The following is a 19,938-nucleotide window of genomic DNA, read 5'->3' on the forward strand; positions in this document are numbered from 1 at the left end:
GGCGGCCAGGACACCCCCTCGCACACCCCGCCCGGCAGACGGCAGTTCATCGCCGCGGCCGCCACCGGCGCCGCGGCGGCCGTCCTCCCCCTGACCCCCGCCGCGGCAGCACCCGGCACCGCCGCCGACGCCGCACCGAGCGCGCGGGCCGCCCAGGGCCCGGTCGCCGTCAAGCCGTTCGCCCTCGACGCCGTCGCCCTGCTGCCCGGCGCCTTCCGCGACAACCAGCGGCGCAACACCGCCTACCTGCACTTCGTCGACACAGACCGGCTGCTGCACACCTTCCGCAAGAACGTCGGCCTGCCCTCGGGCGCCGCACCCTGCGGCGGCTGGGAGGGCCCGGACGTGGAACTGCGCGGGCACAGCACCGGGCACCTGCTCTCCGGGCTCGCGCTCACCTACGCCAACACCGGGGACACCGCCGTCCGCGACAAGGGCCGGGGGCTCGTCGCGGCGCTCGCCGCATGCCAGGACGCCGCACCGAAAGCGGGCTACGCGACCGGATATCTCTCGGCGTTCCCGGAGAGCTTCTTCGACCGCCTCGAAGCGGGTACGGGCGTCTGGGCGCCGTACTACACCATCCACAAGATCATGGCGGGGCTCGTCGACCAGTACCGGCTGGCCGGCTGCGACCAGGCTCTCGACGTCGTCCTGCGCCAGGCAGCCTGGGTCGACCAACGGACCGGCGCGCTGACCCACGACCAGATGCAGCGGGTCCTGCAGACCGAGTTCGGCGGGATGAACGAGGTCCTCGCCGATCTCCACGAGATCACCGGCGACACGAACTGGTTGAAGGTCGCCGAACGGTTCACGCACGAGGTCGTCTTCGATCCGCTCGCCAAGAACGAGGACCGGCTCGCCGGCCTGCACGCCAACACGCAGATTCCGAAGATGGTGGGCGCGCTGCGGCTGTGGGAGGAGGGGCTCGACGCCCGCTACCGCACCATCGCCGAGAACTTCTGGCAGATCGTCACCGACCACCACACGTACGTCATCGGCGGCAACAGCAACGGCGAGGCGTTCCACGAGCCCGACGCCATCGCCTCCCAGCTCTCCAACGGCTGCTGCGAGAACTGCAACAGCTACAACATGCTCAAGCTGACGCGCCTGATGCACTTCCACGCACCCGACCGCGTCGACCTGCTCGACTACTACGAGCGCACCCTGTTCAACCAGATGCTGGGCGAGCAGGACCCCGACTCCGCGCACGGCTTCAACATCTACTACACGGGCCTGGCTCCCGGCTCCTTCAAACAGCAGCCGTCGTTCATGGGCGAGGACCCGAACGCCTACTCCACGGACTACGACAACTTCTCCTGCGACCAAGGCTCCGGCATGGAGACCCAGGCGAAGTTCGCCGAGACCGTCTTCTCGCACGGTGCCGACAGCCTGCTCGTGAACCTCTTCGTGCCCGCAGAGGTGACCTGGCGCGAACAGGGCATCACCTGGCGGCAGGCGACCGGGTTCCCGGACCGGGCCACCACCCTGCTCACCGTCACGGCCGGACGGGCTGAGCACGAACTGCGCGTGCGCATCCCCTCCTGGACGACCGGCTCCCGCGTCACGCTCAACGGCCGCGCCCTCGCCGACCGGCCGAAGCCGGGCAGCTGGTTCTCGCTGCGCCGCCGCTGGCAGCGCGGCGACCGGCTTGAGGTCACCCTGCCGATGCGGCTGACCATCGAGCCGACCCCGGACGACCAGGACGTACAGGCCGTCCTGTACGGGCCCGTGGTCCTCGCCGGACAGTACGGCGACAGCGCCGTGCCGCGCATGCCGCGCCTCGACCCCGGCACCGTGACGCGGACGGCCGCGTCCCCGATGAAGTTCACCGCACGAGCCGACGGCGACACCGTCACCCTGCTGCCCGTCGCCCGCACCCACCACGTGTACTACAACGTGTACTGGCTGACCGGCGAACCTCCGTCCCCGCCGCCGGAGTTCGCCGCCTGGCACCGCTTCGACGAGACGTCGGGCAGCACCGCGGCCGACGCCACGGGCCACGGCATGACCGCCCAGCTGACGGGCGGCGCCACCTGGTCGACCGGCGGAAAGGTAGGCGGCGCCGTGGCGCTCGACGGCACCGACGGCCACGTGGCCCTGGCCCAGGACGTCATCGCGGGGGCCGCCGCCTACTCCCTGGCGACCTGGGTGCGGCTCGACGGCGCCCCCGAGGCGTGGACCCGCGTCTTCGACCTCGGCACCGGCACCACCGCCAACCTGTTCCTGACCCCGCGCAGCGACGCCGGCACCCTCCGGTTCGCCGTCACCGCCGGCGGCGCGGGGGCCGAACAGCGCATCGACGCCGACCCGTTGCCGATCGACACCTGGGTCCACGTGGCGGTGACCTACGGGAACGGCACGGCCGTCCTCTACGTCGACGGCCAGGAGAAGGGTCGCAACGACCAGGTCACCGCGCAGCCGGACCTGTTCGGCAACCACGTCCGCGCCTGCTACGTCGGAAAGTCCCAGTACGCCGACCCGTATCTGAAGGGCTCGGTCGACGACTTCCGGATCTACGGCAAGACCCTGACGGCCGCGGAGGTGGCGGCGCTCGCCCAAGGGAGCTGAGCGCGACCGGTATCGGTGGCGCGGTCCGCATCCGATCGCACGGTTGCGGGGCGCGCCACCCTGCAGATGTCGCCCGTCGTGCGAACTCTGTCCTGGTACGTCAGCATGGGGTGCCACATGCCCGTACGGAGGAGGCCCGCCGTGCCGCGACGTCCGCGGAAGGAGAACTGGCGGGTCTCCCACCTGCGCCGCTCCCGGGGACGGTCCGACGACTCGCTGCACCGGCTCGCCGACCGGGTCGGCCGCTCCGTCGCCCGGATCGGCGCCCTGTGGCGCGAGGCGCCCGTGCACGCGTCCCACGACTCCTCCCTCGGCCCCGAGGAGGTCGGCCGCTTCCTGCGCGACTGCGGCGCCGTGCTGTGCCGGGCGGGCGAGACCACCCGGCGCGTCGAGCAGGTGATCGTGGAACTGGGCGCCCGCTACGCCATGCCCCCCGTCCACGCCTTCGTCCTGCCGACCGGTGTCTTCGTACGGATCGGCGACGGACCCGGCGCGGTCACCGACTTCACCCCCGTCCACCCCGACGACCTGCGCCTCGACCAGATCGGCGAGCTGTACGCGTTCCTCGACGAGTTGCTCCACGACCGGCTGGTGCCGCCGGAGGAGGGCATGCGCCGTCTCGCCGAGCTGGAGGCCCGTCCGCCGCGTTTCACCGCCGTGCCGCGTATCGCCGGATACGCGATCCTCACGGTCGGCCTCGGCCTGCTCACCTACCCCAACCCCATGGCGCTCGTGGGCTACGCCGTCCTCGGTGTGGCCGTCGGCCTGCTGCGCGAACTCGTAGTGGGGCCGCTGCGCCTTCTCGCGCTCGCCCTGCCGGTCGTCGCCGCGGTCGTCGTGACCGTCCTCGCCTACCGCTTCAGCGGACCGCTGCTCGGTGAGAACCCCAGCAAGATGGTCATCCCGCCGCTGCTGGCGTTCCTGCCCGGTGCGGCCCTGACCATGGGCACGATGGAACTGGCGACGGGATCGCTGGTGTCCGGCTCCTCCCGCCTCGTCTACGGCGTCAACGTGCTGGTGCTGCTGGCCTTCGGCATCACCATCGGCGCCCAGCTGATGACCGCGCACCCGGTCCCCGACGGCAGCCACGCCCCGTCGTTCGGAGCGTGGGCGCCCTGGGCCGGGGCCGTGCTGCTCGGGGTCGGCTTCGCGCTCAACTCCTCGGCCTCGCTCACCCGTCTGCCCTGGCTGCTGGTGGTGCTCGTGTCGGTGGAGGGGGTCCAGCAGTTCGGGCGGTCGCTGGCCGGCACCCTGGTGGGCGCCTTCCTCGGTGGCGTCGTCCTGCCGCTCGTCGCCCGGATCGTGGAGCAGTGGCGGGCCGCGCCGCCTGCCCAGGTGACGTTCCTGCCCGCCTTCTGGATGCTGGTGCCCGGCTCCCTGAGCCTCACCGGCGTCGGCGAACTCGTCGCGGGCCACGCGTCCGACGGCCTGCTGACCACGGTGAACGCGCTGCTGACCGTCGTCGCCGTGGCGCTCGGGGTGATGGTCGGAGCGAGCACCCTGCACAACGGCGGGACGGTGGTGGAGCCCGCGGAGGCGACCCGACAGGACTGAGCGGGGCGCGAGGGTGGAGTGGTGCGCGGCGGCCGGAAAAGTTTTCGCGCCCGGGCGGCAACCTCGCGTGAGGTCGCGCGTCGTGTGGGGGTGAAGGGTGCCGCCCGGCGTCCTCGACCCGACCGTGGAGTACGACCGTGAACCGTCTCGTCCCCGCCCGCAGTGCCGTCGTCGCCGCCGGACTGCTGGCCGCACTGGCCGCGACCCACCCCGCCGACGCCGCACCCGCGCACCCGACCGCCACCCCCTCGGCCACCGCGGTCGCCACCCCGAGCCCGGTGCCCTCCGCCTCCACGAGCAGCGCCCCGGAACCGTCCGCGAGCCTCCCGCCGTCGGCGCAGCCCTCCGCGGTGCCGTCCGCCTCGCCCACCCGTCCCGGCGACGACGGGAACACCGTGCCCAGCGCGGCGCCCAGCACCGCACCCGGCGGGACCGCGACCCCGTCCCCCGCCCCCGCCAAGGACGAGCTCGCCCATACTGGTGCCTCGAACGGGGTGACCACCGCCATGGGCGCCGGGGCGGCCGTGCTCGTCGCGGGCGGCGCGGGGGCCCTCATCGCCGTACGCCGCCGCTCGCACCGCTGACGTGCCCCACCCGAGGACCCTTGTGCCCAGCCCCGCTCTGACCGAACTCGCCCCACGGACGCTGCCGTTCACGCTCCCGCGCGGCCGCCGTGCCCGCTCGGGACGGCGGGATCTGCTGCGCGGGCTGCTGCGCCGCGACCGGTCCACCCTCGAAGCGGCCGGCCCGGCCGCCGACGGGGTGGCCCGGCCCGGCCCCCGCCACCCGTCCGCGAGTCCGCGGCCGTACGGCGCCGGGGGCGCGCACGCGGAGCGGCCGCCCACGCTCACCGACCTGTACCACGCGCACCGGCTGCGGATGGTCCGGCTCGCGGTGCTGCTCGTGGACGACCCGGCCACCGCCGAGGACGTCGTGCAGGACGCTTTCACCGCCCTCTACCGCCGGCACGGCGAACAGATCACCGAGGTGGACAACGCGCTCGGCTATCTGCGCACCTCGGTCGTCAACACCGCCAGGTCGGTGCTGCGCCGCCGCCGCACCGCACGGGCCTGGACCCCGCCACCGGCCGGTGAAGCCCCGTCCGCCGAGGACTCCGTCGTGCTCGACGAGGCCCACCGCGAGGTCCTCGCCGCGCTCGCCCGGCTCACCCCGCGCCGCCGCGAGGTCCTCGTCCTGCGCTACTGGGCCGACCTCAGCGAGGCCGAGATAGCCGCCACGCTCGGTATCAGCGCGGGCGCGGTGAAGTCGAACGCGAGCCGGGCCCTTGACGCACTCGAAAAGATTCTGGAGGGCCGGATATGACGCCCCGCACACCTCGGGCCGACGCTCCGCCCGGCCACCCCGAACGCGCCACGGAACGACTGCTCCGAGAAGCGCTCGCCGCCCGCGCCGACAGCATCACCGTACGGACCCTGCGCCCGGCCCGGCCGCCGGTGCCGCAGCCGCGCCGTCTGCCGTGGCCGCCCCGCGGATGGCGCCGCTACGCCCTGCCGCTCGTCGGCCTCGCCACGGCGGTGATCGCCGCCATGGTCGTCGGCCACCTCCTCATGGGTCCGGACCGCGACCGCCGGCCCGTACCGCCGGCGGCGCCACCGTCGCCGACCGGTTCACGGCTCCCCGCCACACCGAGCCCGTCGCTCCCGCCCTCGGGCACCGCGACACCGAGCTCGGTCGTCCCGTCGCCCTCGTCACCGCCGACCAACACCGGCGACAACAGCGCCACGCCGTCGCGGGGCACGTCCTCGCCTTAGGGCGGCCCCGGTCTCCGTGCGCAGTTGGGGCCGAACGGCCCACCGGGATGCCCGGCGCGACCCTGGGGACGGGGCGCGGGGCGCCGGACGCTGGAGAGGGGCGGAGCCCGGCCGGAGGAAGGAGGCCGCGTCATGATCCCCATCAGGCCACTGGTCCTCGTCGCGTACGGCAGCAGGAACGGGGCGACGGCCGCCATCGCGTCCCGCCTCGGTGACGACCTGCGCGCCCACGGATGCGAGGCCGACGTCCGCCCTGCCGCCGACGTCGACGACATCACCCGCTACGACGCCGTGATCATCGGCGGCGCCCTCTGCTCCAGCCACTGGCACGGCGATGCCCGCCGTCTTGCGGCCCGCGCCCGCTGGACGCTGCGGCACCGGCCCGTGTGGCTGTTCAGCAGCGGCCCCCTGGACACGTCGGCGGCCGAGCACGACATCCCGCCGGTGCCGTTCGTGCGCCGCACGGCCACCCGGATCGGGGCCCGCGGCCACGTCACCTTCGGCGGCTGCCTCGGCGCGCACCCCAAGGGGTGGCCGGCCCGCGCCGCCTTCAACTCCGGCCGGGGCGGCGACTTCCGCGACGTCGGCCGCATCGACGCCTGGGCCGAGACCATCGCGCACGAGGTCGTCACCGAACGCACCACGGCCTGAACGGAGCGGTCCCTTCGGCGGCGGCACAGGGCCGAACGGCCCTCGTGCCACCGGTGCCCGCCCGACGACGCTGGGGCCCACGACCGGGCACCGGACCGGAACGGGGAAAGGAACCGTATGCGGGGGACGATCGTCGCCGTCACGGACGGCGGCGTGCGCGGGCGGGCCGCGGGGCAGTGGGCGGCGCTCGAAACGGCACGAACCGGTGGCCGGCTGATGATGACCGGCGAGCGCGACGCCGGCGCGCTGTGCCGACTGGCCCGGCACGCCCGCCTGTTGGTCCTCGGGGCGGACGACCCGGCCGCCCGGCCCGTGGCCCGGCACGCGGTCTGCCCCGTGGTCCTCGTCCCGCACACACCGGCCACGGTCCTCGAACGGGAGATCGCGCTCCTCCTGGACGCCCGTCGGCCCGCGCACGGCGCCCTCGGCTTCGCCTTCGAGCGGGCCCGGCTGCTCGGAGCCCGCCTGCGCGCCGTGCACGCGTGGAGCCCGCCCGGAGACGCGGCACGGGAACGGCCGTTCCCCGTACCGGAGGCGGACCGGGCGCGGTGGGAGGACCAGGAGGTCCAGGCCCTGTCCGACGCGTTGCGTCCCTGGCGCGCACGGTACCCGGACGTGCGGGTCGTGCCGGACGTCGTCCGCTTCACCGCCGACGAGGCGCTCGCGTGGGCGGTGCCGCGGTCCCAGCTCCTCGTCGTCAGTCCCGGTGGACCTCATCTCGACCGGTCCCTGCGGGCCCTGGTGGCGCGGTCCTGCGGCGCGCTCGTCGTCGTACCGTGGTGAAGCAGGGACGCAAGGGGGCCCCAGGGCCGCCGGCGCGGGCGGGGCCAGGGTGTAGCCGCGGGGGTGCCGGCACCGGGGGAAGATCGGAGAGCGGACGCACATGAGCGGATCGACGACGGCATCGCGGGCCCTGGTCCTGGAGGAGTTCGGCACCCTGCCGCGGCTCGTGGAGCGGGCCGCGCCCGCGCCACGCCCCGGCCACACCCTCGTACGGATGGCGGCGGCGAGCCTCGGCCACCTCGATCTGAACGTCGTCGACGGCGAGTTCGGCATTCTGCCCGCGCTGCCGTTCGTCCCCGGCGTGCAGGGCAGCGGCTTCGTCCTCGCCTCGGACCCGCACCCCGAGGGCGCCCTGGTCCGGCTGCGCGGCGAGGGGATCGGCCTGAGCCGCGACGGAGCCTGGGCGGAGCACGCGCTCGTACCGGACGCGGCGGTCGAGCCCGTGCCCGAGGGAATCGACCCGGTCCTCGCCTGCATCTGCTTCACCCCCGTCGGCACGGCCTGGGCCTCGGTCCACCCGATCGCCCAAGTGCGGCCGGGGGAGCGGGTGTTGGTGACCGGCGCCGCCGGGGCCGTCGGCGCCGTCGCCGTGCAGCTCGCGGCGCGGGCCGGCGCGGAGGTGATCGGCGTGGTCGGCCGCCCGGCCAAGCTGGAGCACGTACCCGCGGTCGCGCGGTCCGTGCTCGCCGCCGACCTGGACGAAGCGCGCGGGGGCGCCCCCGTCGACGTACTGATCGACACCGTCGGCGGACGGGTCCTGCGCGACGCGCTCACCCTGGTCCGGTCCGGCGGCAGGGCCGCGCTCCTCGGCTACACGGCGGGCCGCGAACTCACCGTGGACCTGGCCGACTTCTGCCTCGCGGATGTCGCCCTCCTGCCCGTGAACATGCTGCGCCGCGGCCCGCAGGCCACCCCCGAGGTGCTGCGGCTGCTGCCCGACCTGATGTCCGGCGCGCTGTCGTTGCCGTACGAGCGGCACGGCATGGCGGACCTCGCCGAGACCGTGGAACGCCTGCGGACCGGAGCGGTGGTCGGCGCCGTCGCCCTCGACATGGCGGACTCTCCCTAGAACCGCAGCCCGTGCCCGACCGGATACAGCACCTCGGCCGGATCGCCGGCCGCCGGGACCGCCACGGGAAGCCGTCCGTGCGGTGCGTGTTCGCCGAGGACGACCTGGACGGCGTGGTCGAGCTGGCGCGGGCCGGAGCCGTACGTGGCGAGGTAGAGGGGGGCCTCGGGGAAGCGGTTGATGTCGTACGGGTTGCGCACTCCGATCACCACCACCGGACGGCCCGACGCCAACAGGGCCCGGACCAGGGCGACATGAGCGGTCCCGCCCTGTGCCCCGTCGGCCGGGGCCAGGCCGCTCGCGACGACCACCAGATCCGCGGACGCCGCGGCCCGCACCGCCTCCTCCGTCACCGTCCGGTCCGGTGCGGCGCCCGTCGCCAGCGGCGTCGCACGGTGGCCGCGCTCGCCGAACGCCGCGGCGAGCGAGCGCACCGCGGCGTCGTCCGAGCCGGTGACGAGGACGGAGCGGGTGCCGGGGCAGAGGGGGAGCACGTCGTCGTCGTTCTTCACGAGAGTGGTGCCGCGGCCCGTGATCGCGTCGGCGGCGGCCAGGAACGCCGTGCGCCCGACGACGCGTTCGGCCCTGGCCGGGTCGCTCGCGCCGTGGCCGAGACCGCGGCGGATCTTGTGGCTCAGGATGCGGATCACCGACGCGTCGAGGCGGGCGGCGGAGATCCGCCCGGAGCGTACGGCGCTGAGCACGGCGGCGTGGGCCCGGGGCAGATCGGGGGAGAGGACGAGCATGTCGACGCCCGCGGCGAGCGCGGTCACGGCGGCCTTGTCCGGCGGGTAGACCGCGCTGGCGCCCCGCATGTCGAGCGCGTCGGTGACGATCAGACCGTCGAACCCCAGCTCCTCGCGCAGCAGGCCCGTGACGATCGTGCGGGACATGGTCGACGGCGCGAGCGTCGGATCGAGCGCGGGAACGCTGATGTGCGCCGTCATGATCATGTCGACGCCCGCGGCGATCGCGGCGCGGAACGGCGGAAGGTCGATCGCGTCGAGCTGCGCCCTGCTGTGCGTGATCCGCGGCAGCCCGAGGTGGCTGTCGGTGTCCGTGTCGCCGTGCCCGGGGAAGTGCTTGGCGGTGGCGGCCACGCCGCCCCGGTGCAGCCCCTGGACCGCGGCGCGGACGAACGCCGCCACGGCCCGCGGTTCGGAGCCGAACGAGCGGATGCCGATCACGGGATTGGCCGGGTTCACGTTCACGTCGGCCACGGGAGCGTGGTCGGCGGTGATGCCGCAGGCCGACAGCTCGGCGGCGGTGATCTCGTACGCGCGCCGGGCTTGGGCCGTCGACCAGGTGGCGCCCAGCGCCATGTTGCCCGGCTGCGGGGTGGCCGGAGGGGTGGGCATCCGGGAGACCACGCCGCCCTCCTGGTCCACCGAGATGATCAGCGGGACACCGGCGACGGCGGTGGACGCCTCCTGCAAGCCCTGGGAGAGACGGGCGAGCTGGGCCGGGCTGCCGAGGTTGTCGTCGCCGCGGGCGGAGAAGTAGATCACGCCGCCGGGCGCGAAGGTGCGCACCACCTCGGCAGGGGTGGCCACGCCGTAGCGCTGCCGGTTGAGCGCGGCGGCGGCCTCGTCGACGTCGTGGGCGTCCCGGCCCGCCACCTCGATCAGGAAGAGCTGGCCGACCTTCTGCTCGACCGTCATGCGGCCGGCCAGGGCGCGCGCGGTCTCCGCGACCGAACCGGCGGCGGACGGACGGGCGGTGCTCAAGGCCCACGCGGCCCCGGCCATACCGGCCAGGGCCCGCCTGCGGGACGTCATCCGGGAACCTGAGGGCTGTGTCGCGATGGGACTGCTCCTTCGGACAAGTGGGCCGTACGGGGACGAATGCGCCGCACTGTACTGAGCCCGTCCCGCGTCGCGGCGGACCGGCGGGCGGAACACGCGCCGAATGCCGCCTGAGGGGGAAGCGCGGCGCCGTTCGGTCCGCCCGGCGTCACGGTCGTTCGTCGGCCACCTCGGACGCGTCGGCCGCCGGTGCCCGCTGCGCGGGGGCCTCGGGTGAACCGCCGCGGGCCACCTCGGAGTTGCGCTTCCCGGCGGCGGGCGCGATACCGATGGCGGCCACGACGAACACCAGGACCACCAGCATCGCGGAGCGCAGCCCGTAATGGTCGCCCAGAAAGCCGAGGGCCGGCGGGCCGACCAGGAAGGCGACGTACCCGATCGTGGCGACCAGGCTCACGCGCGCCGTCTGATCGGGCCCCGAGTCGCCCGCCGCGGACAGGGCGACGGGGAAGCCCAGCGAGGCGCCGAGCCCCCAGAACAGCACGGCCGCCGCGGCCACCACGGCGTTGTCCGAGAAGATGACGAGGACCAGACCGAGGGCGCCGGAGACGGCGCTGGCCTGCACGACGGCCGTCCGGCCGAACCGGTTGAGGAAGTACGTGCCGCAGAACCGGCCCAGGGTCATCGAGGCGGCGAACCCCACGAACACCAGCGAGCCCAGCGCGGCGTCCACACCGTGCCCGTCCACCATGAGCAGCGGCAGCCAGTCGTTGGCCGCCCCCTCGGCCAGCGCCATGGCCAGGACGATGCCGCCGATCAGCAGCAGCCTGCGGTCCCGCCACACCTGACGCTCGGAAGGCGCCGCGGCCTGCGCCCCGGCGGAGCCGTGCTTGAGCCCGATGCCGGACGGGACGGCCCGCAGGGCGTGGAACAGGATCGCGGTGGCGATGACGGCGACCGCGACCAGGTGCTGCACGACCGGCAGCCCGGCGGCCGTCGCGGCCATGCCGGCCAGCCCGCCGATCACCGTGCCGAGGCTGAAGCACCCGTGCAGCGTGGGCGGGACGGCCGTGCCGGTGAGGCGCTCCACATCGGCCCCGTCGACATTGACCGCGACCTCGCCCGCGCCCATCCCCGCCCCGAACACGCACAGGCCGGCGGCGACCATCGGCGCGGACGGCACAGCGCTGCCGGCCCCGACGACGAGCATGCTCGCCACGATCAGGCTGGTGCCCAGCGCGATCACCGGCCGCGTGCCGAACCGGGACACGAGACGGCCCGAGCAGAGGATGCCCCCCATGGAACCGACGGACAGGCCGAACAGGATCAGCCCCATCTCCCCGGTGGAGACGCCCAGCAGATCGCGGACGTCCGGGGTCCGCGTGACCCAGGACGACACGGCGATGCCCGGCAAAAAGAAGAACAGGAACAGGGCCTGACGGCGTCGGCGTACGGCGCGGTCCATCACGAAGGAACTCCATGCGGCTGCGGAAGAATGCCGGGCGGACGACAGGACCGGCACCATGTATGTACAAACGTACACACTTGAGCACGGGTGAGAGAAGAGGCGGACGACAGCGATGACCGGCAGTTCCCGCGGGCCCAACGACCCGCACCGGCGCGAGCGCATCCTCGACGCGGCCCTCGACGTCATCGCCGAACACGGCGCCATCAAGGTGACCTTCCGCAAGATCGCGGCGGCCGCGGGCGTCCCGCTCGGCTCCCTCACCTACTACTTCGACGACATGCAGCACCTGCTGACCGCCGCCTTCACCCGGCTCGCCGAGTCCGTCTCCTCGCGGTACGGGGCCCTGCTGGAGGCGGCCCGCACCCCCGAGGAGGCCGAGGCCGCCGTCGTCGAGATCATCTGCGGCAAGGTCTGGGGCACCGACCGCAATCTGCTGCTCAGCTACGAGCTGTACGCGTTCGCCGCCCGCCACCCCGAACTGCGCGCGGTGATGCGCTCCTGGATGCGGGCCAGCCGGCGGTCGCTGGCCCGCCACTTCGACCCGCTGACGGCCCGTGCGCTCGACGCCCTGGTGGAGGGGTTCTCCATCCACAACTCCGTCGACGACCGGCCCACGGACCGCGTCGGCGTGGCCGCCATCGTGCACGCCGTCGCCACCCGCGGCGCGCGGTGACGGGCCCCGGGTGGGGCCGAACGACCCCCACGCGGGCGCCGCCCGACCCATGCCCGCGCCGTCGCCGGGCCGGGAAGCTGGGACCGCATCGTGGAACCGTCGACCGGGAGGCACGACATGAGCGTGCGTGTGGGCATCAACGGCTTCGGCCGCATCGGACGCAACTACCTGCGCTGCGTACTGGAGCGCGCCGAGAGCGCGGCCGGGACACCGGTCGAGATCGTCGCCGTCAACGACATCACCTCACCCGCGGCCCTGGCGCACCTGCTGGAGTACGACTCCACGTACGGCAGGCTGCACAGGACCGTGACGTACGACGACACCTCACTGAGCGTCGACGGGCACCGCATCGCCGTGACGGCGGAGCGCGATCCGGCGGCGCTCGCCTGGGACACGTACGGCGTGGACGTCGTCATCGAGTCGACCGGCCGGTTCCGCACCCGCGAGGAGGCCGGGGCGCACCTGAAGTCCGGGCCGCGCAAAGTCCTGCTCTCCGTCCCGGGCAAGGGGGTCGACGCCACCCTCGTCATGGGCGTCAACGAGCACACGTACGACCCGGACCGGCACCACGTCGTCTCGAACGCGTCGTGCACCACCAACTGCGTGGCCCCGATGGTGAAGGTGCTCGACGAGCGGTTCGGCGTCAGCAAGGGGCTGATGACCACGATCCACGGCTACACGAACGACCAGGTCGTGCTCGACGGACCGCACAAGGACCCGCGCCGTGGCCGCACGGCCGCCGTGAACATCATCCCGACCAGCACCGGGGCGGCGCGCGCCGTCGGCATGGTGCTGCCGGAACTGGCGGGCACCCTCGACGGGCTCGCCGTGCGGGTGCCGGTGGAGGACGGATCGCTGACCGATCTGACGGTCGTGCTGGACGAGCCCGCGACCGCGGACCAGATCAACGACGCCTACCGCGCGGCCGCCGAGGGCTCCCTGAAAGGTGTCCTGCGGGTGTCCGACGCGCCGATCGTCTCCCGCGACGTCGTGGGCGACCCGGCCTCGTGCGTCCTGGACGCCCCGCTCACCCAGGCCAACGGACAACTGGTCAAGGTCTTCGGCTGGTACGACAACGAGTGGGGCTACACCCACCGCCTGCTCGACCTCACGGAGTTCGTGGCGACACGGCTGTCCTGACGGCGGCGGTGAGTTCCCCGGGCGCGGACCGTCCACCCGTGAGAGCGACGGCCGGGCTCGGGTCCCGGCCCCGTCACGGTCCGTGCGCGTCCTTCGGACGTGAGATTTCGGACAACTTCCTTCTGACAGTGGGGGGTTGATTGGGCCAGGAAGGTGCGGGGTATTCCCCTGGCACGTCAGCGCCGCCCCTGACCCTGGTGGTCGCCACATCTGCGCGGGCGCCCGCGCCTGCTGGGAGTGAACGCCCGCACCGCCCTATCACTACTCCTGTCACGTCCCGGACGTCACGGCATCCTTCGTGTCTCGCTGCCGCCCGCCCAGGCACCGGGAGGGGGAGGCATGGCCGAAAACGTCGCCGCGTTCGGCTGCCGTGTCCGGGGGACCCGGGGCCGGCGCGTGATCGAACTCTGGGGTGAACTGGACATCCTCGCCGTCGAGCAGATGTCGGAGCGCCTGCTTTCCCTGATGGGGAGAGGCAGCACCGACCTGGTGCTCGATCTGAGCCAGGTGTCCTTCATCGACTGCCGGGGCCTGTCGATGCTCTGTGCCGTACGTGTCCGCGTCCAGCAGGGTGACGGGCGGCTGACGCTGGTGAGTGACAAGCCGCAGTTCCGCAGGCTGTTGAGGCTGACAGGGCTGGCCGAAGCGTTCACCGTCATCGGCACCCGGGAGGCGTTCCCGGGCGATCCGGGGGACGGGGACCGACGGAGGCCGTGGCGGTACCGTCTGATCCGGCTGAGGGCAGGGGACACCAGGGCGAACTCCTCGCCGGGCCGGTCCCCGCGCCGCGGTGACAAGGACCGTGGCGACGATGGCGCAAAGCCTTCAACGCTTCGGCAGGAACATGTATGAACCGTAAATTGTGGTGCACACTGCCGACAGCGGCCCCCGCCGGGAATCCGGCCGGAACATCAGCGAGGGCCGAGGCGAGGCGGCGCGGCTCCTCCATTGCGCGCTGCCCCGCAGACTCCGCCTCGGCGCCCCAGGTGCGTGCGGGAATCGCACCTGCCGGTCGCCTGCGGGCGGAGAGCCGGAGCCGTGTCTGTCGGCGATGCGGCTCCGGCGCCTGAGGTCGTCACGGCCCGGGGACCGAGGGCCAGCGAGCGCAGGGACACCCTCTGCGCCGCGCCCCACACGCTAGGTCATATGTCGGTTTGCGCTCAAGATGCCTTCTTGGCCATGGTCGTCGGCGCACGCGCATGCCACGAGCATGTGCGGACACGAGCCCGGCTCCCGGCATCCGCGGCGGCCGACCGGTTCAGCGGCGGCGCGTCGACCGGCCGCGCGCCCAGCCGCCCGCTCCCGCCACATGAAGGGCCAACGCGGTGAGCCCGAGCAGCATGACGTTCACGGAGGAGAAGACGTCATTGGTCGAGATCGTCGCGGCGTTGATGAGAAAAGCGAGGAAGAACAGCACGGCTGCGGCTATGGCGAACATGGTGACTCCCTTTGATCGGCCTCGTGTTGACGCCCGTGTGCCCGCTTTCGCGTTCTGTAGAGCATCCCGGGTAGCCGGACCGTGAAGGGGGCGCCGCGGCCCCCGTCCGACGACACCATGGAGGCGTGATGCCCGGCATTCTCGACCGCATCAAGCAGTACAGCCGTACCCCGCAGGGCCGGCGCACCATCGCGACGGCACGCCGGACGGCGGCGGATCCCCGCAAGCGGGCTCAGGCCCGTGCCTGGCTCAGTCGCCTGCGCCGCCGCTGAACGGTGTGCGCCGAGGAACCTACGGACGTTTTCTGCGGGTGATCGCGCAGCAGGCGCCGCCGGTCAGCACGAGGGCGGCGGCGAAGGCCGCGACCACGAGGGCGCTGTCCTGAGGACCCGTATGGGCCAGCTGCCCCGGGCGCGGGGAGGGCGATGCGACGGGGCGGCGCGTGGGAGAAGGAGAAGGCGAGGTGGAGGGGCTGGCGGAAGGGCTGGTGGAGGGCGGCGTCGCCGGGGGTGAGGCCGGCGGGGTGCGCACGACGGGTGGTCCGACGGAGGACGTCATCGACGGGGTGGGAGAAGGTGACTCCTCCTCCCCGTATCCGCGCTCGCCGTAGCCGGAGTCCTCGTAACCGGGCCCCCCGTAGCCGGAGTCCTCGTAGCCAGAGCCGCCGTATCCGGTGTCGCCGTAGGTCGACTCCTCGTGTCCGGGGTCGGCGTAGCCGGTCGTCCCGTGCTCGTCCCCCTCGCGTCCTGGATCCGCGGAGCCGATCGGTCCCTGTTGGCTCGTTGCGGACCTGGCCGTGCTGCCGTCGGCCGAGCGGTGTCCGTCAGCGCCGAGCGGTTCCGTCCTGCCGGAAATGGGCCGGGACGTCATGTCGCCAGGGCCGCTCGGCCGGGCCGAGGCCCCTTGGGAGGCGGCGGACGACGGGGGAGTCGGCGGGGCCGCCGCGAGCGCGGTTCCGACAGCGCAGGCAAGGGCTGCGGCCGTCGCCATCGCGAGTGCCGCGGCGCGCGGCAACGGAGCGGTGCCGCGACACGGGGCCGCGTTGTGATCTTCGTACATGACGCATGATGTTCCATCTGGGACACCGGGTCAGGGTGGTGCTGCGCGGACTTTTCGTGCGATTTCACTCTGAGGGTCTACTTGACCTTGAGGGTCGACGCCTCGGCCGAGCGCTCAACGCGGCAGCAGCGGACCCAGCGGACCGAGATCGATGTTGAGGTCCTCGGGGGCCAGGTCGTAGCGGTCGCGCAGTTCGGCCATCCGGTCCTCCAGCAGCATCAGCGTGAGGCCGACGCGTTCCTCCTGCTCCTCCGTCAGGTCGCCCGTGTCGAACCGGCGCAGGGCCTGGCGCTCCATCAGCTGGCGCAGCAACTCCACGATGGTGAGGACGAGTTTCATCAGATCGCGTTCCACGGTGTCGGGCTCGATCTGGATCCGCCCGCGCCGTCCCGAGGCGGGGGCACCGCAGGTCGCGCACGGCGTGCCGGTCGGGTCGGCCGTCTCGTCGGAGTGAGCCGTGTGGGCCGGTGCCGTGTCGTCCCGGCGCTCGCGGGCGTCGTACGTGCTCACAGCAGGTCCTCCCAGGGCGAGGGAACGTTCTCGTTGACCGAACTGATCAGAGCGTTCAGATCGATCCGGACGAGGTCCACGTCCGCGATGCGCAGGGTGATGTCCCCGGTGAGGACGACACCCCCCGCGAGCAACCGGTCCAGCAGGTCCACGAGGGCGATCTCGCGGCGTTCCACGACGGTCATGACGGCTCGCCCTCCGGCGCGGGGGCGGGAGGAGCCGACGGCCCGGAGCGTTCCTCGGGTGGCGCGCAGAAGGAGTACGCGGCCCAGGGCCCCGTCAGCTCCACCCGCAGCCCCGGCTGTCCGTCCTTGACCGCGTCGACCCGCTCCACGAACTCCTCGGAGGCCGAGCGGTCCACCAGGTAGGCGGCGTTCAGGACGTTGCGGCCGCTCGCCCCGGACAGCTCCGAGTTCTGCGGCGGATGCAGACGGGCCTCCTCCGCGCGCCGCGTCAGGCGGTCGTGCAGGTCCTGCGCGAACCCCTCCGCCCGGCGCCAGACCTCGTCCCGCCCGGCCCGCTCGGCCCGCCTGCGCCGGAGATAGTCGCGGCCCGACCCGGCCGCCGCCGCGTTCGCCGAGGGCCGTTCCCGCGGCGCCCCGCCGCGCGCCTCCCGCGTCTCCTCCGGTTCCGCTTCGACGTAGACCTTCACCCCCCACTCGACGCGCCCGTCCAGCCGGGACAGAGTGGCCCGGAAACCGTCGGCCTGCGTCTCCAGCATCGTGCGTACGCCGCTGTCGTCGTGGAACACCGTGGCCAGCCGCATCGGCAGGGGACTCGTGACGGAGGCCAGAGCGGCGATCACGGTCTGATGGGCGCGCGCGGTGTCGGACAGCCAGTCGAGGTTCTCCAGGTTCCGGCGCAACGCGCTCTCGGAGAATTGGTCCGGTGGCACATGGCTCACGACCGCCGTCAGTCCGGCGTGCCGGACCAGTCGGGGGACGGCTCCCGCGACGCCCGTCAGCTGCGCGGGCAGCGGGGCGTCGAGGGAGCCGCAGACGGCGTACACGTACCGCAGTTCAGTCATGGCGGGTCTCCTTCTCGTCGGCCGTGTCGAGGGCCTCGGGCGCGCTTCCGGCCTCCAGGGCGGCGAGTCGCTCCCGCAACTGCGCGTTCTCCCGGGCGAGTTGCTTGCTGCGGGCGCCCGACGAGAGCGCCGGGTCGTGCTCCCACCAGTCGATCCCCATCTCCCGCGCCTTGTCGACCGAGGCCACGACAAGACGCAGCTTGATCGTGAGGAGCTCGATGTCCAGCAGGTTGATCTTGATGTCGCCGGCGATCACGATGCCCTTGTCGAGGACACGCTCCAGGATGTCGGCGAGGTTGGCTCCCGAGTTCCCCCCGCCGAGCGGGGAATCGGGGAAAGTGCTTGCAGGTCCCATCAGCGGCTCCGTGCTCCCGCGCCGGCCCGGTGCCCGCGCTCGTCGTCGGCGACCTCGTCCGCATCGTCGTCCTCGGCGTCGTACGCGGGCTCCTCGTCCTCGTACGCCGGCTCCTCGCCGTCGTATGCGGGCTCCTCGCCGTCGTCGTACTCGTCGTCGTACTCGTCCTCGTCCGCTTCCTCGTATTCGCCCGCGTACCCGTCCTCGTCGTCGTCAGGCTCGTCCGCCGGTGCGTCCTCGTCGAGGTACGCGTCCTCGGATGCGTCGTCGTACTCGTCGGGTTCCCCCTCGGCCGCGTACTCCTCGTCGTACTCATCGGCGTATTCCTCGGGTTCCTCCTCGGCGAAGTCGGCCCGTTCCGAGTCCTCCTCCTCGGCCACGGCGTCCTCGTGCGAGCGGACGACCTCTCCGTCGCGTATCTCGCCCCGCCAGCCGTCGCTCGCCTCACCCCTGAGCGAGATGAAGCGGGCGTAGTGCTTGAGGTCGAGGCGGGCGCGGCGGCCCTGCGCCCGCCAGATGTTGCCGGTCCGCTCGAAGAGGCCCTCGGGGTAGTACTCGATGATCAGCAGCACCCGGGTCAGGCGCTCGCCCAGTGCGTGGAAGGTGACGACGCCCTTCGTGGTGCCCTTGGCGCCCTCGGACGTCCAGCAGATCCGCTGGTCGGGAACCTGCTCGGTGGTGTGCGCCTTGTAACTGCGGGTCGACCAGAAGATCTTCATCTGCCAGTCGGACGTCACGTCGTCCGCGCGGCCGGCGTTCTTGACGCCCCGGGCGAACGTGGAGAACTCCTGGTACTGGGTCCACTGGTCGTAGGCGGTCCGGACATCGACCCCGACGTCGATGCTCTCCAGGATCACCGTCGGCTTCTGACCGCCGCCCGCCCTGGACCTGCCCTTGCCGTCCTTGCCGCCCGGTCCGAGCCATCCCTTGACGCCGCTGACCAGGTTCTCCTTGAGACGGCCCGCACCGACCTCGACGGCCGTGCGCACGGGCCCCTTGCCCGCGGCCGGCGTGCGAGCGCCGTCCAGGGCCGGCCGGGCGAAACCCGGGCTGTTGCCCTCGGCGATGTCGTTCAGCCTGGCCGTGGTCCGGCCGAGACCGCGGCCGACGCCGGTGAGCAGACGGGTGGCCTGAGCGACCAGATAGTCCTGAGCCTCGGCCTTCAGCCGGTCGGCCGCCTCACTTCCGGCCAGTTCCTTCAACGGGTTGACCGCAGGTGTCTCAGCCATCGCCGCGCTCTCCCTTCGCGTCGCCGCTCGGGGCCCGCCGGGTGCTGCCCGGCGTCTTCTTCGCCACGCCCTGGGTCCGTTTGCGCGGCGCCGCCCCGCGCTCGCCCGACCGAGGGGCCGTCTTCTTCGCGGGCGCCCGCCTCCGCGCGGCCGGACGCGCGGAGTCCTTGCCGCCGGAGGTCTTCTCCGCCGTGTCGGCTGTCCTGGCTGCCTCGACTGTTTCGGCTGTCTCGGCTGTTTCCTTGGCGTCGCCGGAGTTCGGCGTGACGCCGTCGAGACGGTCCCGCACACCGGCCGTGCCGGCCTGAAGGCGGTCGGCCAGGCTCTCCATCTGCCGTTCGAGGATCGCCCCGGTGGCAGCCTTGCCGACGCCGCGCAAGTCCTGGCGCAGCTGCCCGCCCAACTCCTTGAACTGCGGATGGTCGGCGAGCCGGGTGCGGACCAGGTCGAGCGCCGCGGAGGGGGACAGCTGCAGCTTCTTGCCGGCCACCATCGTGCCGACCGCGAAGGCGAGTTTCATCTTCTTGGTCCGGCCCAGGAGGTACCCGGCCCCTACGGCCAGGCCGAGTGCTGCTCGATTCATGATGCGTTGCCCGTTCTCGTGTGTCGTGCCCGGGCCTCGCGCGCGCCGCGCGAGGCCCCGTGGTCACGTCTCTGTCTGTCTGAAGCGACTGGCCTCCAACCGGTCGAGGAGCTCGTCCTCGGCCCGGTCGAACGTCTCCTCGTCGATCTCGCCCGCCTCCAACTGCTTTTCCAGGAAGCGGAGTTGTGCCTGGATCGCCGACGGGTCGTAGTACTGCCGCTCGGCGTCCGCGACCACCTGGTCGAGGACCCACAACGAGCCCCGGACCGGAGCGAGCGGAAGCAGGAGGATCTCGCTCAGCAGCCCCATGGCGG

23 protein-coding genes are annotated in these 19,938 nt (G+C 73.0%); 12 read left to right on the forward strand and 11 right to left on the reverse strand.

All coding sequences use genetic code 11. The annotated features are described in order from the left end of the window. Positions 1–48 precede the first annotated feature (48 nt). The 8 genes from J3486_RS03085 (at position 49) to J3486_RS03120 (ending at position 8,397) form a co-directional block, all read left to right on the forward strand. A complete protein-coding gene (locus J3486_RS03085; protein ID WP_307804704.1) occupies positions 49–2,568 on the forward strand; it encodes a beta-L-arabinofuranosidase domain-containing protein in 2,520 nt (839 codons plus the stop codon). 141 nt (positions 2,569–2,709) lie between these two features. Further along, positions 2,710–4,122: a threonine/serine exporter ThrE family protein gene (locus tag J3486_RS03090; RefSeq protein ID WP_207818339.1), complete on the forward strand. Its 1,413-nt coding sequence runs from the start codon at positions 2,710–2,712 to the stop codon at positions 4,120–4,122. A gap of 137 nt (positions 4,123–4,259) precedes the next feature. Beyond that, positions 4,260–4,706 (forward strand): LPXTG cell wall anchor domain-containing protein, encoded by a 447-nt coding sequence (locus J3486_RS03095; protein ID WP_207818340.1) that lies wholly within the window; start codon positions 4,260–4,262, stop codon positions 4,704–4,706. Positions 4,707–4,728: 22 nt separating this feature from the next. Continuing rightward, the gene (locus tag J3486_RS03100) at positions 4,729–5,445 is read left to right on the forward strand and encodes a SigE family RNA polymerase sigma factor (protein ID WP_307804665.1); all 717 of its coding nucleotides are present in this window, start codon (positions 4,729–4,731) and stop codon (positions 5,443–5,445) included. Beyond that, a complete protein-coding gene (locus J3486_RS03105; RefSeq protein WP_207818341.1) occupies positions 5,442–5,894 on the forward strand; it encodes a hypothetical protein in 453 nt (150 codons plus the stop codon). Before J3486_RS03100 ends, J3486_RS03105 begins: the two co-directional genes overlap by 4 nt. A gap of 132 nt (positions 5,895–6,026) precedes the next feature. Continuing rightward, a complete protein-coding gene (locus J3486_RS03110) occupies positions 6,027–6,545 on the forward strand; it encodes a flavodoxin domain-containing protein (protein ID WP_229377365.1) in 519 nt (172 codons plus the stop codon). A gap of 117 nt (positions 6,546–6,662) precedes the next feature. Next, on the forward strand, positions 6,663–7,328 hold the full coding sequence (locus tag J3486_RS43840; RefSeq protein WP_229377368.1) for a universal stress protein: 666 nt from the start codon (positions 6,663–6,665) through the stop codon (positions 7,326–7,328). A 100-nt stretch (positions 7,329–7,428) separates the two neighbouring features. After that, complete coding sequence (locus J3486_RS03120) at positions 7,429–8,397, forward strand: zinc-binding alcohol dehydrogenase family protein (protein WP_207818342.1); 969 nt, start codon at positions 7,429–7,431, stop codon at positions 8,395–8,397. On the opposite strand, the gene J3486_RS03125 is transcribed toward J3486_RS03120, so the two are convergent. Beyond that, a complete protein-coding gene (locus tag J3486_RS03125) occupies positions 8,394–10,175 on the reverse strand; it encodes a glycoside hydrolase family 3 protein (protein WP_207818343.1) in 1,782 nt (593 codons plus the stop codon). The two genes, J3486_RS03120 and J3486_RS03125, sit on opposite strands and share 4 nt — an antisense overlap. Positions 10,176–10,350: 175 nt before the next feature. Continuing rightward, positions 10,351–11,607, reverse strand: a complete 1,257-nt coding sequence (locus J3486_RS03130; protein WP_207818344.1) for an MFS transporter — start codon at positions 11,605–11,607, stop codon at positions 10,351–10,353. A 115-nt stretch (positions 11,608–11,722) separates the two neighbouring features. Between J3486_RS03130 and J3486_RS03135 the strand changes: the two genes are divergently transcribed. The 3 genes from J3486_RS03135 (at position 11,723) to J3486_RS03145 (ending at position 14,275) form a co-directional block, all read left to right on the forward strand. Beyond that, positions 11,723–12,283: a TetR/AcrR family transcriptional regulator gene (locus J3486_RS03135; protein ID WP_207818345.1), complete on the forward strand. Its 561-nt coding sequence runs from the start codon at positions 11,723–11,725 to the stop codon at positions 12,281–12,283. A gap of 117 nt (positions 12,284–12,400) precedes the next feature. Continuing rightward, positions 12,401–13,423 carry a type I glyceraldehyde-3-phosphate dehydrogenase gene (gene gap, locus J3486_RS03140; protein WP_207818346.1) on the forward strand — a complete coding sequence of 341 codons (1,023 nt, stop codon included), beginning with the start codon at positions 12,401–12,403 and terminating at the stop codon, positions 13,421–13,423. 339 nt (positions 13,424–13,762) lie between these two features. Then, positions 13,763–14,275, forward strand: coding sequence for an STAS domain-containing protein (locus J3486_RS03145; RefSeq protein ID WP_207818347.1), 513 nt, complete (start codon positions 13,763–13,765; stop codon positions 14,273–14,275). A 406-nt stretch (positions 14,276–14,681) separates the two neighbouring features. Here the strand turns inward: J3486_RS03145 and J3486_RS03150 are convergent, their stop codons facing one another. Further along, on the reverse strand, positions 14,682–14,861 hold the full coding sequence (locus tag J3486_RS03150; protein WP_207818348.1) for a hypothetical protein: 180 nt from the start codon (positions 14,859–14,861) through the stop codon (positions 14,682–14,684). A gap of 128 nt (positions 14,862–14,989) precedes the next feature. Here J3486_RS03150 and J3486_RS03155 point away from each other — a divergent pair, with 128 nt between their 5' ends. Continuing rightward, positions 14,990–15,133, forward strand: coding sequence for a hypothetical protein (locus J3486_RS03155; protein WP_207818349.1), 144 nt, complete (start codon positions 14,990–14,992; stop codon positions 15,131–15,133). 19 nt (positions 15,134–15,152) lie between these two features. Here J3486_RS03155 and J3486_RS03160 read toward each other — a convergent pair whose 3' ends face one another. The 8 genes from J3486_RS03160 to J3486_RS03195 form a co-directional block, all read right to left on the reverse strand. Next, positions 15,153–15,731 (reverse strand): hypothetical protein, encoded by a 579-nt coding sequence (locus tag J3486_RS03160; RefSeq protein WP_207818350.1) that lies wholly within the window; start codon positions 15,729–15,731, stop codon positions 15,153–15,155. A gap of 303 nt (positions 15,732–16,034) precedes the next feature. Continuing rightward, a complete protein-coding gene (locus J3486_RS03165) occupies positions 16,035–16,430 on the reverse strand; it encodes a gas vesicle protein K (RefSeq protein ID WP_307804666.1) in 396 nt (131 codons plus the stop codon). Next, positions 16,427–16,615 (reverse strand): gas vesicle protein, encoded by a 189-nt coding sequence (locus tag J3486_RS03170; protein WP_207818351.1) that lies wholly within the window; start codon positions 16,613–16,615, stop codon positions 16,427–16,429. The genes J3486_RS03165 and J3486_RS03170 overlap by 4 nt, the downstream gene beginning before the upstream one ends. After that, positions 16,612–17,457: a GvpL/GvpF family gas vesicle protein gene (locus J3486_RS03175; RefSeq protein WP_207818352.1), complete on the reverse strand. Its 846-nt coding sequence runs from the start codon at positions 17,455–17,457 to the stop codon at positions 16,612–16,614. The genes J3486_RS03170 and J3486_RS03175 overlap by 4 nt, the downstream gene beginning before the upstream one ends. Further along, a complete protein-coding gene (locus tag J3486_RS03180) occupies positions 17,450–17,812 on the reverse strand; it encodes a gas vesicle protein (protein ID WP_207818353.1) in 363 nt (120 codons plus the stop codon). Before J3486_RS03180 ends, J3486_RS03175 begins: the two co-directional genes overlap by 8 nt. Beyond that, positions 17,812–19,041 (reverse strand): SRPBCC family protein, encoded by a 1,230-nt coding sequence (locus J3486_RS03185; RefSeq protein ID WP_207818354.1) that lies wholly within the window; start codon positions 19,039–19,041, stop codon positions 17,812–17,814. Before J3486_RS03185 ends, J3486_RS03180 begins: the two co-directional genes overlap by 1 nt. Next, positions 19,034–19,624, reverse strand: a complete 591-nt coding sequence (locus J3486_RS03190; protein ID WP_207818355.1) for a DNA primase — start codon at positions 19,622–19,624, stop codon at positions 19,034–19,036. The genes J3486_RS03185 and J3486_RS03190 overlap by 8 nt, the downstream gene beginning before the upstream one ends. 63 nt (positions 19,625–19,687) lie before the next feature. Further along, the gene (locus J3486_RS03195; protein WP_207818356.1) at positions 19,688–19,933 is read right to left on the reverse strand and encodes a gas vesicle protein GvpG; all 246 of its coding nucleotides are present in this window, start codon (positions 19,931–19,933) and stop codon (positions 19,688–19,690) included. Positions 19,934–19,938: the final 5 nt, after the last annotated feature.

This window comes from Streptomyces sp. VRA16 Mangrove soil (assembly GCF_017377775.1).
In the GTDB taxonomy this organism is placed as follows: Bacteria; Actinomycetota; Actinomycetes; order Streptomycetales; family Streptomycetaceae; genus Streptomyces.

Excerpts from the sequence above, each read along its gene's own strand:
- J3486_RS03150 (WP_207818348.1), bottom strand. The coding sequence starts at position 14,861 with ATGTTCGCCATAGCCGCAGCCGTGCTGTTCTTCCTCGCTTTTCTCATC.
- J3486_RS03170 (WP_207818351.1), bottom strand. The coding sequence starts at position 16,615 with ATGACCGTCGTGGAACGCCGCGAGATCGCCCTCGTGGACCTGCTGGAC.
- gap (WP_207818346.1), top strand. The coding sequence starts at position 12,401 with ATGAGCGTGCGTGTGGGCATCAACGGCTTCGGCCGCATCGGACGCAAC.
- J3486_RS03160 (WP_207818350.1), bottom strand. The coding sequence starts at position 15,731 with ATGACGTCCCGGCCCATTTCCGGCAGGACGGAACCGCTCGGCGCTGAC.
- J3486_RS03125 (WP_207818343.1), bottom strand. The coding sequence starts at position 10,175 with ATGACGTCCCGCAGGCGGGCCCTGGCCGGTATGGCCGGGGCCGCGTGG.
- J3486_RS03190 (WP_207818355.1), bottom strand. The coding sequence starts at position 19,624 with ATGAATCGAGCAGCACTCGGCCTGGCCGTAGGGGCCGGGTACCTCCTG.
- J3486_RS03105 (WP_207818341.1), top strand. The coding sequence starts at position 5,442 with ATGACGCCCCGCACACCTCGGGCCGACGCTCCGCCCGGCCACCCCGAA.
- J3486_RS03130 (WP_207818344.1), bottom strand. The coding sequence starts at position 11,607 with ATGGACCGCGCCGTACGCCGACGCCGTCAGGCCCTGTTCCTGTTCTTC.
- J3486_RS03135 (WP_207818345.1), top strand. The coding sequence starts at position 11,723 with ATGACCGGCAGTTCCCGCGGGCCCAACGACCCGCACCGGCGCGAGCGC.
- J3486_RS03120 (WP_207818342.1), top strand. The coding sequence starts at position 7,429 with ATGAGCGGATCGACGACGGCATCGCGGGCCCTGGTCCTGGAGGAGTTC.
- J3486_RS03175 (WP_207818352.1), bottom strand. The coding sequence starts at position 17,457 with ATGACTGAACTGCGGTACGTGTACGCCGTCTGCGGCTCCCTCGACGCC.
- J3486_RS03145 (WP_207818347.1), top strand. The coding sequence starts at position 13,763 with ATGGCCGAAAACGTCGCCGCGTTCGGCTGCCGTGTCCGGGGGACCCGG.
- J3486_RS03110 (WP_229377365.1), top strand. The coding sequence starts at position 6,027 with ATGATCCCCATCAGGCCACTGGTCCTCGTCGCGTACGGCAGCAGGAAC.
- J3486_RS03155 (WP_207818349.1), top strand. The coding sequence starts at position 14,990 with ATGCCCGGCATTCTCGACCGCATCAAGCAGTACAGCCGTACCCCGCAG.
- J3486_RS03195 (WP_207818356.1), bottom strand. The coding sequence starts at position 19,933 with ATGGGGCTGCTGAGCGAGATCCTCCTGCTTCCGCTCGCTCCGGTCCGG.
- J3486_RS43840 (WP_229377368.1), top strand. The coding sequence starts at position 6,663 with ATGCGGGGGACGATCGTCGCCGTCACGGACGGCGGCGTGCGCGGGCGG.
- J3486_RS03180 (WP_207818353.1), bottom strand. The coding sequence starts at position 17,812 with ATGGGACCTGCAAGCACTTTCCCCGATTCCCCGCTCGGCGGGGGGAAC.
- J3486_RS03185 (WP_207818354.1), bottom strand. The coding sequence starts at position 19,041 with ATGGCTGAGACACCTGCGGTCAACCCGTTGAAGGAACTGGCCGGAAGT.